The organism is Pseudomonas fjordensis (assembly GCF_976987115.1).
On sequence record NZ_OZ336860.1, the window covers coordinates 26,289 to 38,323 of the forward strand.

At 61.0% G+C, this 12,035-nt stretch carries 10 protein-coding genes; 6 read left to right on the forward strand and 4 right to left on the reverse strand.

Going from position 1 to position 12,035, the window contains the following annotated elements:
- Positions 1 to 117 precede the first annotated feature (117 nt).
- The 3 genes from ACWHXD_RS00120 to betC all read right to left on the reverse strand — a co-directional run bounded on the left by ACWHXD_RS00120 (position 118) and on the right by betC (position 4,289).
- The gene (locus tag ACWHXD_RS00120) at positions 118 to 1,686 is read right to left on the reverse strand and encodes a SulP family inorganic anion transporter (protein ID WP_138762521.1); all 1,569 of its coding nucleotides are present in this window, start codon (positions 1,684 to 1,686) and stop codon (positions 118 to 120) included.
- Between the two features lie 155 nt (positions 1,687 to 1,841).
- Positions 1,842 to 2,756: a choline ABC transporter substrate-binding protein gene (gene choX / locus ACWHXD_RS00125; RefSeq protein WP_138762519.1), complete on the reverse strand. Its 915-nt coding sequence runs from the start codon at positions 2,754 to 2,756 to the stop codon at positions 1,842 to 1,844.
- An 18-nt stretch (positions 2,757 to 2,774) separates the two neighbouring features.
- Positions 2,775 to 4,289: a choline-sulfatase gene (gene betC, locus ACWHXD_RS00130; protein WP_138762518.1), complete on the reverse strand. Its 1,515-nt coding sequence runs from the start codon at positions 4,287 to 4,289 to the stop codon at positions 2,775 to 2,777.
- 103 nt (positions 4,290 to 4,392) lie between these two features.
- Here betC and ACWHXD_RS00135 point away from each other — a divergent pair, with 103 nt between their 5' ends.
- From ACWHXD_RS00135 to ACWHXD_RS00160, 6 genes are all read left to right on the forward strand, one after another.
- Positions 4,393 to 5,343, forward strand: coding sequence for a choline sulfate utilization transcriptional regulator (locus ACWHXD_RS00135; RefSeq protein WP_032894354.1), 951 nt, complete (start codon positions 4,393 to 4,395; stop codon positions 5,341 to 5,343).
- Between the two features lie 30 nt (positions 5,344 to 5,373).
- A complete protein-coding gene (locus ACWHXD_RS00140) occupies positions 5,374 to 5,700 on the forward strand; it encodes a DOPA 4,5-dioxygenase family protein (RefSeq protein WP_032894353.1) in 327 nt (108 codons plus the stop codon).
- A 176-nt stretch (positions 5,701 to 5,876) separates the two neighbouring features.
- Entirely contained in the window at positions 5,877 to 6,836 is a 960-nt protein-coding gene (locus ACWHXD_RS00145) for a 2-dehydro-3-deoxygalactonokinase (protein ID WP_138762517.1), read from the forward strand.
- A gap of 1 nt (position 6,837) precedes the next feature.
- The gene (locus tag ACWHXD_RS00150) at positions 6,838 to 7,458 is read left to right on the forward strand and encodes a 2-dehydro-3-deoxy-6-phosphogalactonate aldolase (RefSeq protein WP_003187296.1); all 621 of its coding nucleotides are present in this window, start codon (positions 6,838 to 6,840) and stop codon (positions 7,456 to 7,458) included.
- A 48-nt stretch (positions 7,459 to 7,506) separates the two neighbouring features.
- Positions 7,507 to 8,655, forward strand: a complete 1,149-nt coding sequence (dgoD, locus tag ACWHXD_RS00155; protein ID WP_003187297.1) for a galactonate dehydratase — start codon at positions 7,507 to 7,509, stop codon at positions 8,653 to 8,655.
- A gap of 187 nt (positions 8,656 to 8,842) precedes the next feature.
- On the forward strand, positions 8,843 to 10,147 hold the full coding sequence (locus tag ACWHXD_RS00160) for an MFS transporter (RefSeq protein ID WP_032894350.1): 1,305 nt from the start codon (positions 8,843 to 8,845) through the stop codon (positions 10,145 to 10,147).
- Between the two features lie 33 nt (positions 10,148 to 10,180).
- On the opposite strand, the gene ACWHXD_RS00165 is transcribed toward ACWHXD_RS00160, so the two are convergent.
- Complete coding sequence (locus ACWHXD_RS00165) at positions 10,181 to 11,839, reverse strand: FAD-binding oxidoreductase (RefSeq protein WP_138762516.1); 1,659 nt, start codon at positions 11,837 to 11,839, stop codon at positions 10,181 to 10,183.
- Between the last annotated feature and the right edge of the window lie 196 nt (positions 11,840 to 12,035).

Below are 12,035 nucleotides of genomic sequence, written 5' to 3' on the forward strand. Positions count from 1 at the left end.
TGTGGGCACCGTTAATGTGGGAGCTGGCTTGCCTGCGATAGCAATAGGTCAGTTACCCATGTGCTGGCTGACCCACCGCTATCGCAGGCAAGCCAGCTCCCACAGTTTTGATCGGGTTCAGTCTTCAAAGTCGATGGGGCAGTTATCGGGCCCGTCGAGCTTTTTCAGCTCCTCAACCACCTGCGGCCTGGCCCCACGCAACGTCAAGCTACGGCCCAGCCCCGCCAACCGCCGCGCCTCCTGATGCAGCATCTCCACCCCGGAATAGTCGATAAAGTTGATCTGCTGCGCCTCGATCACCACCCGCTCACCCTGCAAACGTTGCAAGCGAACTTGCAGGTAATGGCTGGCGCCAAAAAAGATCGAGCCGCCTACCCGCAACACATCCGCCTCACCGTCGCGCCAGTGTTGAACCCGTGGCTGCGACGTGCGCTTTAGGTAGAAAAACAGCGACGCCAGCACCCCGGCATAGATCGCCGTTTGCAGCTCCAACAACAAGGTGGCGACGCAGGTCAGGCTCATCACCACGAATTCGGCGCGGCTGACCCGGAACAGCGCGCGAATGCCGCGGTGGTCCACCAGCCCCCAGCAAATCAGCAGGATGCTCGCCGCCATGCTCGGGATCGGAATATGCGCGATCAACGCTGCGCCAAATAACGCAAATAGCGCCACCCACAGGGCGGAAAACACCCCCGCCAGCGGCGAACAGGCGCCCGCCTCGTAACTGAGGCCCGAGCGGGTGAATGATCCGGCTGACAGGTAGCCGGAAAAAAATCCGCCCACGATGTTGGATAAACCCTGGGCGCGAACTTCCTGGTTGGCGTCGAGCAGTTGTTGCGAGCGGGCCGACAGCGAACGGGCAATCGACAGGCTGGTCACCAACCCCAGCATCCCCACCGCCACGGCACTGGGCAGCAGGCGCAACACTAGGTCCAGGTCCATCGGCAATGGGCTGAACGGCGGCAGTTTGCCGATGAACGAACTGACCCGTGCCACATGCCCGAACATCGCCGGCCACAACCATGCCACCAGGCTGCCCAACACCAAGGCGATCAACAGTGTCGGCCAGCGTGGCACCAGGTTCTTGAGCAACATACCTGCCAGCAACGTCCCCAGCCCCAGGGCCAGGGATGCCTGATCCCACTCGCCACGATGATCGATCAACGCCAGCAGGCTGTTGATAGCCGTGGCCTGGCTGGGCAAATCCAACCCGAGCAGGTTGGGCAGTTGCCCCAGGGCAATCACCACAGCGGCGCCCAGGGTGAAACCCAGCACCACCGAATGGGAGACAAAGTTCACCAACGCGCCAAAGCGCAGCAGGCCAAGCAACCATTGGAACACCCCGGCGAGGAAGGTCAGCAACAGGATGAGGGTGATGTAGTCCTGTGAGCCTGGCACGGCCAATGGGCTGATGCTGGCGTAAAGCACGATGGAGATGGCGGCCGTGGGCCCGCAGATCAGGTGCCAGGACGAGCCCCACAGGCACGCGATCAATACCGGGATAATGGCGGCGTAGAGCCCGTATTCGGGTGGGAGGCCTGCGATCAATGCGTAGGCAATCGACTGCGGCAGCGCAAGCACCGCGCCGCTGAGGCCGACGATGGCATCCCGGCCGACGCTGGCGCGGGTCTGGCGCGGCAGCCAGCGCAGGAAGGGCAAGAGTGTATGGCGGGTGGGCCGGGGCATCGCAGGCTCGGGTAAAGGGTTTTGGCAAGAGTATCAATATGCATGGGTACTTGTGGGAGCTGGCTTGCCTGCGATGCTGGCGCCTCGGTGTGACAGGCATACCGGGGTGACGCTATCGCAGGCAAGCCAGCTCCCACAGGGGGCAGCTGCAGGCGTCAGAGTTTGGCTTTTACCACCGGCAACGCCTCCTGGCCATCCAGGGTTTTCACGCCCTCCAGCCACTGGTCCAGCACCGCCGGGTTAGCCTTGATCCATGCCTTCGCCGCCTGCGCATTGCTGACCTTGTTGTTGGCCACGTCGGCCATGATGCTGTTCTCCATGGCCTGGGTGAAACTCAGGTTGGTCAGCAGTTTCCCGACGTTGGGGCAGGCTTGTGCGTAACCCTTGCGGGTCAAGGTGTACACGCTGCCGGTGGCACCAAAGTATTGCTCGCCGCCTTTGAGGTAACGCATTTTCAGTTGCACGTTCATCGGGTGTGGAGTCCAGCCGAGGAAGGTGACGAAACGCTGCTTCTTAACGGCTCGCGAAACTTCCGCGAGCATCGCTTGTTCGCTGGACTCGATCAGCTTCCACTGCCCCAGGTCGAAATCATTTTTCTTGATGATCTCTTGCAACGAGATATTGGCCGGCGCGCCGGAGCCAATGCCGTAGATCTTCTTGTCGAACTTGTCGGCAAACTTGTTCAGGTCGGCGAAGTCATGCACCCCGGCGTCCCACACGTAGTCCGGCACGGCGAGGGTGAACTCGGTGCCCTCCAGGTTCTTCGCCAGTTGCACCACATCGCCGTTGGCCAAGAACTTGTCGTAGAAGCCTTGCTGCGCCGGCATCCAGTTGCCGAGGAAGACATCCACCTGGCCGTCCTTGAGCCCGCCGAAGATGATCGGCACCGCCAGGGTGTCGACCTTGGGTTGATAGCCCATGCCCGTCAGCAGGAAACTGGTGATAGCGTTGGTGGCGGCAATATCGCTCCAGCCTGGGTCGGCCATCTTTACCGTTTCGCAGCGAGTGTCTGCGTACACCTGGGCGCTGCTGAGCATCACCAAACTCAGTACCACGGTCAACTTTTGCATGGCCTTCCCTCTGTCTAGTTATTGGTTTTGGCAGGGTTGTGGAAAACGTGCTTTGCGCTCCAGGTCATCAAGGTCGATATGGTTGCGCATGTACTGCTGACTGGCGTCTACCAGTGGCTGGTGATCCCAGCTCTTGAGCTTGCCATGGGTCAGCGCTTCAAACACCAGGCGGCGACGGCGTTGGCTGGCGAGCACCTGTTGATGGATCGCCGGGATATCCCATTTAGCCCGCGCTTCACGCAAGAACGCCTCGAACAATGGCCGATGTTCAGCTGACTGGCTGAGGTTTTCCTGCTCGTTCGGGTCGTTGTGCACATCGAACAATAGGCAAGGATCGTCCTCGCTGTAGATGAATTTGTAGGCGCCCCGGCGAATCATCATCAACGGGCTGACGGTGCCTTCGGCCATGTATTCGCCAAACACTTCGTCATGCCCGCCCTGCCCATGCAAGTGCGGGACCAGTGAGCGGCCGTCCAGCGGCAAGTGCGGGTCCAACGTGCCGCCGGCCAATTCCACCAGGGTCGGCAACAGATCGGCGGTCGATACGGCCTGGGTGACGCGGCCAGCGGCGAACTGCCCCGGCGCACTGACCAGCAGCGGCACGCGGGCGGCCATTTCAAACCAGTGCATTTTGTACCAGAGGCCGCGCTCGCCAAGCATGTCGCCGTGGTCGCCGGAGAAAATGATCAGGGTGTCGTCGGCCAGGCCGGTGTCCTCCAGGGTCTGCAGCAGCTTGCCGACGTTGCTGTCGATGTAGCTGCAGGCACCGAAGTAGGCGCGGCGGGCGTCGCGGATCTTATCCACCGGCAGCGGTTTGTCCCACAAGTCATAGACCTTGAGCAGCCGCTGGGAATGCGGGTCGAGGTCGGCCTGGGGCGGCGTCGCGGGCATTGGAATCTCGGTGTCGGCGTACAGGTCCCAGAACGGCTTGGGAATGGTGTACGGGTCGTGGGGATGGGTCATCGACACGGTCAGGCAGAACGGCTGGCTGCCCTCCTCGCGGATATGATCGAACAGGTATTGCTGGGCCTTGAACACCACCTCTTCGTCGAAATCCAGCTGGTTGGTGCGCACACACGGGCCGGCTTGCAGCACCGAGGACATGTTGTGATACCAGGTAGGGCGTACGTCTGGCTCATCCCAGTTCACCGCCCAGCCGTAGTCGGCGGGGTAGATGTCGCTGGTCAGGCGTTCCTCATAGCCGTGCAACTGGTCGGGGCCGCAAAAGTGCATCTTGCCCGACAGCGCAGTGCGGTAGCCAAGGCGACGCAGGTAGTGGGCGTAGGTCGGTACATCGGCGGGGAAATCGGCGGCGTTGTCGTAGGCGCCGATCTTGCTCGGCAATTGGCCACTCACCAAGGTGAAGCGCGACGGTGCGCACAACGGGCTGTTGCAATAGGCGGCGTCGAACACCACACCTTGCGCCGCCAGGCGGCTGAGATTGGGCAGCTTGATCGGGGAAGGCCCGTAGAACGGCAGCATCGGCGCTGCCATCTGATCGGCCATGATGAAAAGAATGTTCTTGCGCTTCATGGTTTCTCGGCATTCCATAGGCGGTGTTTATGCCAGTGAGCATGCGGTCCATAAATACATGGGTAAAGCCCATGCACGGCAATGACTAGGATAAGTTGAGCTTATGTATGAAGCGCTGGGTGACCTCTCTCTCGATTTGCTGCGCGCCTTTGAGGCAGCGGCACGCCATCGCAGTTTCACCGCTGCCGCGATGGAACTGGGCACCACCCAACCGGCGGTCAGCCAGCAGATCAAGCGCCTTGAAGAGCAACTGGCGATCCGCCTGTTTGACCGCATTTATCGCGGCATCGAACTGACCGACGCCGGCGCCCTGCTGTTCGAGCATGTGCAAGGCGGCCTGCAGAACATCAACCAGGGCCTGGGCGCCATCACTCAACAAAGCCAGCATGAAGTGCTGCAAGTCGCCACTGACTTCGCCTTTGCCGCCTATTGGCTGATGCCGCGCCTGCATCGCTTCCACCAGGCCAACCCGCAGGTGGATGTCAGCCTGGTCACCAGTGAGCGCAATCACGCCACCCTGCGCAGCGATATTGATGTGGCGGTGCTGTTTGGCGATGGCCGTTTCAAGCAAGGCGAGAGCCTGTGGTTGTTCAATGAGGAAGTGTTCCCGGTGTGCAGCCCGCAGTGGCTCAAGGAACAAGCTGCGCCCCTGACGGTGCAGACCTTGCAAGACTGCCCGTTGCTGCACCTGCGCCAGGAAAACAACAGCCAATGGTTCGACTGGAACGGCGTGTTCCGCGAACTGGGTATCACGGCTGCGCCGACCCCTGGGCAATTGCGCTTCGACAACTACACCTTGCTGATCCAGGCCGCGATTGCCGGCCAGGGTGTCGCCATCGGCTGGCGCCACCTGGTGGATAACCTGCTGGAGCAGAATTGGCTGTGCCGACCGATCAGCCCCACGGTGACGTCGCGATTTGGCTATTACGTGGTGCAGCCCCAGCGCAAACGCCGTGGACAGTTGGTGGACCGCTTTGTCGAGTGGCTGGTGGCGGAACAGGCCAGCAGTGCGCAGTCGTTGACCGGGCTGGCCCTGCCGTCGATTGCGGTCTAGGATCGGCGCACAGTGGAACCGGAGTCCGTCATGCAACGTATCAAGGGCTACCACGCCCATATCTACTTCGACGCCAGCACGATCGAGCAGGCGCGCACGCTCTGTGAAGACGCCGCCAGGCTGTTCCCGTTGCGCATGGGCCGCGTGCATGAGCGGCCGGTGGGCCCGCACCCGGATTGGAGTTGCCAACTGGCGTTCGAGCCGGAATATATCGGCGTGGTGTTGCCGTGGCTGGCGCTGCACCGTGATGGTCTGGTGGTGTTCCTGCACCCGGAAACCGGTGACGACCTCAAGGACCACACCGATTACGCCATCTGGATGGGTGCGATGCGCGAATTGGACCTGTCGATTTTTTAACCATCCCTACCCGATAAACCCGCGTCTTTCCCTAAGTAAAAACCGGAAGGGTTGTGGGATTTATCTTGTCGCGTCTCATTATATGGGATTGATATTTATATATTGAGATATCCTGCGCCCTAGGTTTATATTCGCCCATCTGCTTTTTTCAGCACCCACTCATTTCAGGTGAAGCGATGCAGGCGCAATTGATCGCGCTCGATTGGGGGACCAGCTCCCTTCGTGCTTACAAACTCGGCCCCGCGGGCGTTGTGCTGGAACAGCGCTCGCTGGCTACCGGCATCATGCATTTGCCCACAGAGCCTCGGGAAATTGCCGGTGTGCTGTGCACCGACGGCTTTGAACTGGCGTTCGATAGTGCCTGCGGCGATTGGCTCGACGCCCAGCCCGGGCTGCCGGTGATCGCGTGCGGCATGGTCGGCAGCGCACAGGGTTGGAGCGAGGCGGCCTATCGCAGCACGCCCGTGGATGTCGCCAGCCTTGGCCAGGCGTTGCATGGCATACGCAGCCTGCGCGGGGTGCAGGTGCACATCGTGCCGGGGGTGATCGAGCAAGTGGGGCTGCCCAATGTGATGCGCGGCGAAGAAACCCAAGTGCTCGGCGTGCTGCAAGGGCTTGGGCCCCAGGTGTTGATCGGCCTGCCCGGCAGCCATTCCAAATGGGTCGAGGTGGTGGAAGGCCGCATTACCCATTTCGATACCTTCATGACCGGCGAAGTGTTTGCGGTGTTGAGCAAGCACAGCATTCTGGGGCGTACCCAACAGGCCAGCGAGCAGTTCCAGGCCGAGGCGTTTGATCGAGGCGTGCACGTGGCGCTGTCCAACGATGGCCAGCGTGGCGTGCTCTCGACCCTGTTCAGTGCCCGTACCCTTGGGCTCACTGCGCAACTGGCGCCCGACCAGCAACCCGACTACCTGTCTGGCCTGCTCATCGGCCATGAACTCGCCGGCCTGCCAGACTCCGCCAAGCACCAGCCGATCATCCTGGTCGGCGCCGCTCCACTCTGCGCCCGCTATCAACGCGCCCTCGCCCTTTGCGGCTTTGCCCACGTCAGCCTGGCGCAAGAAGCCACCGAGCGTGGCCTGTGGCAACTGGCGCAAGCCGCCGGGCTTACTCGACCTTTACTGGAGGCCTGACATGCTCAAGCAAGCACTCGCACAAAACGGTTTGATCGCCATCCTGCGCGGCCTACGCCCCGACGAAGCCCAGGCGGTCGGCCAGGTGCTGTACGACGCGGGTTTTCGCGTGATCGAAGTGCCGCTCAACTCGCCAGACCCTTACACCAGCATCCGCACCCTGCGCGACAGCTTGCCCGCCGATTGCCTGATCGGTGCCGGCACGGTGTTGACCCCTGAGCAGGTCGAACAGGTCAAGGCGGCCGGAGGCCAGGTGATCGTCATGCCCCACAGCGATGCCAAGGTGTTGCGCGCGGCCAAAGCGGCGGGCCTGTACTTGTCGCCTGGGGTAGCCACGCCCACCGAAGCCTTTGCCGCGCTGGCCGAAGGCGCTGATGTGTTGAAGCTGTTCCCGGCCGAGCAAATGGGCCCTTCAGTGATCAAGGCGTGGCTGGCGGTATTGCCGGCGGGCACGTTGCTGCTGCCGGTGGGCGGCATCACCCCGGACAACATGCAGGTGTTTACCGACGCCGGCGCCAAGGGCTTCGGATTGGGTTCCGGGCTGTTCAAGCCGGGCATGACAGTGGATCAGGTTGCGAGCCGTGCCCAGGCGTATGTCGCCGCCTGGAAAGCCCTCGGCTGAGAGCATATTCCGCGCCCACAGGCGCTGCATCTATAAGAGAGACAAGAGATGAAAATCACCAAACTGACGACCTTTATCGTTCCGCCGCGCTGGTGCTTCCTCAAGGTCGAAACCGACCAGGGTGTGACCGGTTGGGGTGAGCCTGTGGTCGAGGGCCGCGCTCACACGGTGGCCGCTGCCGTCGAAGAACTGTCCGACTACCTGATCGGCAAAGACCCACGCAACATCGAAGATATCTGGACCGTGCTCTATCGCGGCGGCTTCTACCGAGGCGGCGCGGTGCACATGAGTGCCCTCGCTGGCATCGACCAGGCGTTGTGGGACATCAAGGGTAAGGCCCTCGGTGTGTCGGTCAGCGATCTGCTGGGCGGCCAGGTGCGTGACAAAATCCGCGTGTACTCGTGGATCGGCGGTGACCGCCCCGCCGACACTGCCCGTGCCGCCAAAGAGGCGGTGGCCCGTGGCTTCACGGCGGTAAAAATGAACGGCACCGAAGAATTGCAGTTCGTCGACAGCTTCGAAAAAGTCGACCTGGCCCTGGCCAATGTCGCTGCTGTGCGCGATGCGGTCGGCCCTAACGTGGGGATCGGCGTCGACTTCCATGGCCGGGTGCACAAGCCGATGGCCAAGGTGCTGATGAAAGAGCTCGACCCGTACAAGCTGATGTTCATTGAAGAGCCGGTGCTTAGCGAAAACTACGAAGCGCTGAAAGAACTGGCACCGCTGACCAGTACGCCGATCGCCCTGGGCGAGCGCCTGTTCTCGCGCTGGGATTTCAAGCGCGTGCTCAGCGAAGGCTATGTCGACATCATCCAGCCGGACGCTTCCCACGCCGGCGGTATCACCGAAACCCGCAAGATCGCCAACATGGCCGAAGCCTACGACGTGGCCCTGGCCCTGCACTGCCCGCTGGGCCCGATTGCCTTGGCGGCGTGCCTGCAACTGGATGCGGTTTGCTACAACGCGTTTATCCAGGAGCAGAGCCTGGGCATTCACTACAATGAAAGCAACGATTTGCTCGACTACGTGCGAGACCCGGGCGTATTCGACTATGACCAGGGCTTTGTGAAGATCCCCAACGGCCCTGGTTTGGGCATTGAGATCAACGAGGAGTATGTGGTTGAGCGCGCGGCCATCGGCCATCGCTGGCGCAACCCGATCTGGCGCCATGCCGATGGCAGTTTTGCCGAGTGGTGATGCCTGACTGACGGAACGCGGTAAAACATGTGGGAGCGGGCTTGCTCGCGAATGCTGTGTGTCATTCAACACATCTGCGGCTGAACCACCGCATTCGCGAGCAAGCCCGCTCCCACATTTTTGATCCGGTTTCTTCAGTCAGCTCATTTTCAGACCTCAACAAACATATAAAAAGAGGCACCCCCCCATGCACCCTGAATCCCTCACCGGGCAGGCTTCTTTAGTCACGCCTAGCAGAAAGCGCTTTTTCATCATGGTGCTGCTGTTCATCACCGTGGTCATCAACTACCTCGACCGCAGCAACCTGTCGATTGCTGCGCCCGCGCTGACCAGCGAGCTGGGGATCGACCCGGTGCAAGTCGGGCTGATTTTCTCTGCCTTCGGCTGGACCTACGCCGCCATGCAAATCCCGGGTGGCTGGTTGGTAGACCGGGTGCCGCCGCGCATTCTCTACACAGCGGCCCTGCTGCTGTGGTCGATTGCCACGGTGATGCTCGGTTTCGCCGCCAGCTTTATCGCGCTGTTCGTGCTGCGCATGGCTGTGGGCGCGTTGGAGGCACCGGCCTATCCGATCAACAGCCGTGTGGTCACCACCTGGTTTCCCGAGCGCGAGCGCGCCACGGCCATTGGCGTTTATACCTCCGGGCAATTTGTTGGCCTGGCGTTCCTCACCCCGGTACTGGCGTGGCTGCAACATCAGTACGGCTGGCACATGGTGTTTGTGGTAACCGGTGGCGTCGGCATCCTGTGGGCCGCGATCTGGTATGCGGTGTATCGCGAGCCCAAAGACTTCAAAGGCGCCAACGAAGCTGAAATCCAACTGATCCGCGACGGTGGCGGGCTGGTGGACATGCAGGCTAAAACCGTCAAGGCACCTTTTAGCTGGACCGACCTGGGCATTGTGCTGAGCAAACGCAAGCTCTGGGGCATCTACCTGGGCCAGTTTTGCCTGAACTCCACGCTGTGGTTCTTCCTGACCTGGTTCCCGACGTACCTGGTGAAATATCGCGGCATGGACTTTATCCAGTCTGGCTTGCTGGCCTCCTTGCCGTTCCTCGCCGCGTTTGTGGGCGTGCTGTGTTCGGGGGTGTTTTCCGATTGGCTGATTCGCCGTGGGGCGTCGGTGGGCTTTGCGCGCAAGTTGCCGATCATCAGCGGGCTGCTGATTTCCACGGCGATCATCGGGGCCAACTATGTGGACTCCACGGGGTGGGTCATCGCGTTTCTGGCGGTGGCGTTTTTCGGCAATGGCCTGGCGTCGATCACCTGGTCGTTGGTGTCGACCTTGGCGCCTGCCCGTCTGTTGGGGCTGACCGGTGGGGTGTTCAACTTTATCGGCAACCTGGCGGCGATTGCCACGCCTATCGTGATTGGCTTTCTGGCCAGTGGTTCGTCCTTTGCGCCGGCCATTACCTATATCGCGGTCTTGGCGTTGCTCGGCGCGCTTTCCTACATATTGCTGGTAGGCAAAGTCGAGCGGATCGAGTTGTAAAAAAGGGCGACCTTCGGGTCGCCCTTTTTCGTTCTACGGCACCGACATCTCGTTACGAAATACATTGTGCGGGTCCCAGCGCTGCTTGGTACGCCGCAAGCGGATTTCGATCATCAGGTCGGGAAAGAAGATCTTGTACCACTGGGGGTTTTTACCATTGGCCGGATTACCGCCAGCGTAGGTCATGTCGAGGTCGGGATAATTGATGTAGCAGCCTTCGAACGCATCGTTGAACGGCACGCCTTGAGCATCGGCAAACGCATTGACGTACAGCCCTCGGATCCAGTCAGCATGGGCCTGGTCCGCAGCGGCGCTGTCTCCGTGCCAGTAACACTGGGGTTGCCACTTGAGGAAGGACGAACGCTGGGCGGCCGACGACTCCTTGCGCACGTGCGCGCTGGCGGCGTTGATCTGGCCGCCGAAGGATTGAATCTGGATCAGGCTTTGTGTCAGGTGGTTGTCAGGGTCTGGCCAGGTCAGGGTAGTCCAGATGGCCTGTAGCACTTGAGGGCTGAACTCCCCTTTCTGGTAGGCCGACTTATAGCGCCCGCGCTGGTTATCTCCCGCGCCATTCAAGGTTTGCTGGCACACCAGCCAATCCAGGCGCCGGGTCGCAGCTTGGGCGGATGACACTGAGTCGATGGTGCGCCCGTCAGCTGTGCCAGGCGGCAAATGGACCACATGAAACGGCACCAGCGACTCGGTGGCAGGCAAGCCGATGGCCGTGAGCATCTTGTCGACAAAATCATCGAAGGGCGCACGGTCGTTCAGCTCACCCTCCTTGTCCACATAATGGATGCCCAGAGTGATATTGCCTGTGTGCTCGTGGCGCATTTCCAGTTTGGTCGCCAGGCCCCAGGTGTCCGGGTTGTTCTGATGGCTGGCAAACCATAGCTGGTAAGCCACCAGCAGGTTGTTTAGTGCATCCTGGGTCAGTACTGACCAGTCCCATTCCAATACCAGCCACAGTACTTCTTTGGGGGCCGGTGGCAGGTCCTTGAAGTAATAGCTGGTGATAATGCCGAATTGACCACCCCCAGCACCGCAGCACGCGGCGAACAGGTCCAATTCGTCCTGTTGGGTGCTGTCCCTGCTGACATGGCGCGGTTCGAGCCTTTTGCCTTGGCTGTCAGGCACCAGGATATCGACCCCGCTGAGCCAGTCACACACCAGTCCATACTTGCGCGACAGCAACCCGTAGCCGCCGCCGCAAATGTGCCCGCCCAGGCCAACTGAATAACATGAGCCGCCGGGCAAGGTCTTGTTGGCCTGCTTGTACAACGCGCTATAGCTGTCCCAGATCTGGCCGCCGGCCTCCAGGCGAAAGCGGTAGCGAAAGGGCTGCGTCGGGCTCAGTTCGGAGCCAATCTGCCCGCTGGCGTCGTACACCACTTGGCTCAGCGCGCTGATATCCAGGATCGACAGCACCTCATCCGGGCTGTCGGGCATCTTGTTGGCGACAAACCCTTCATAGCAATGACCGCCGCTGCGTACGGTGATGCGTCCATTGGGCAGGGCCAATGCCTGGGCGGCGGCGTCCATGATGTCTTGGGGGCTGCGGCACAGGTAAACCAGGTTGGCGCCATTGGGCGAGGACTGACCCTGCAGGTTGCCCAAGGGCCAGCGCAGGTTGAAGCCCTTTTGCAAGCTTGAGTGACGACGGTCTGAAACAGTGATGAGATCAAATGCCATGATGTACTCCTGAGAGCCAAGAATGACTTCTGATGCGGCTAACTTAACGACCGAGGGGCAAGGACTGCAGGGCTTGCGAAGGTGGTTAGACGGCAAAGGGCACGAAGTGGGTTAAAAAGGAGAGACGCGATGCCTAGCCTTGTTTAGGAGCGAGCTTGCTCGCGAAAAACGTCAACGATAACGCGTGTTCGCTGAA

Bases quoted from the DNA above. Each gene is read 5' to 3' on its own strand.
- ACWHXD_RS00120 (WP_138762521.1), bottom strand. From the start codon at position 1,686: ATGCCCCGGCCCACCCGCCATACACTCTTGCCCTTCCTGCGCTGGCTG.
- choX (WP_138762519.1), bottom strand. From the start codon at position 2,756: ATGCAAAAGTTGACCGTGGTACTGAGTTTGGTGATGCTCAGCAGCGCC.
- betC (WP_138762518.1), bottom strand. From the start codon at position 4,289: ATGAAGCGCAAGAACATTCTTTTCATCATGGCCGATCAGATGGCAGCG.
- ACWHXD_RS00135 (WP_032894354.1), top strand. From the start codon at position 4,393: ATGTATGAAGCGCTGGGTGACCTCTCTCTCGATTTGCTGCGCGCCTTT.
- ACWHXD_RS00140 (WP_032894353.1), top strand. From the start codon at position 5,374: ATGCAACGTATCAAGGGCTACCACGCCCATATCTACTTCGACGCCAGC.
- ACWHXD_RS00145 (WP_138762517.1), top strand. From the start codon at position 5,877: ATGCAGGCGCAATTGATCGCGCTCGATTGGGGGACCAGCTCCCTTCGT.
- ACWHXD_RS00150 (WP_003187296.1), top strand. From the start codon at position 6,838: ATGCTCAAGCAAGCACTCGCACAAAACGGTTTGATCGCCATCCTGCGC.
- dgoD (WP_003187297.1), top strand. From the start codon at position 7,507: ATGAAAATCACCAAACTGACGACCTTTATCGTTCCGCCGCGCTGGTGC.
- ACWHXD_RS00160 (WP_032894350.1), top strand. From the start codon at position 8,843: ATGCACCCTGAATCCCTCACCGGGCAGGCTTCTTTAGTCACGCCTAGC.
- ACWHXD_RS00165 (WP_138762516.1), bottom strand. From the start codon at position 11,839: ATGGCATTTGATCTCATCACTGTTTCAGACCGTCGTCACTCAAGCTTG.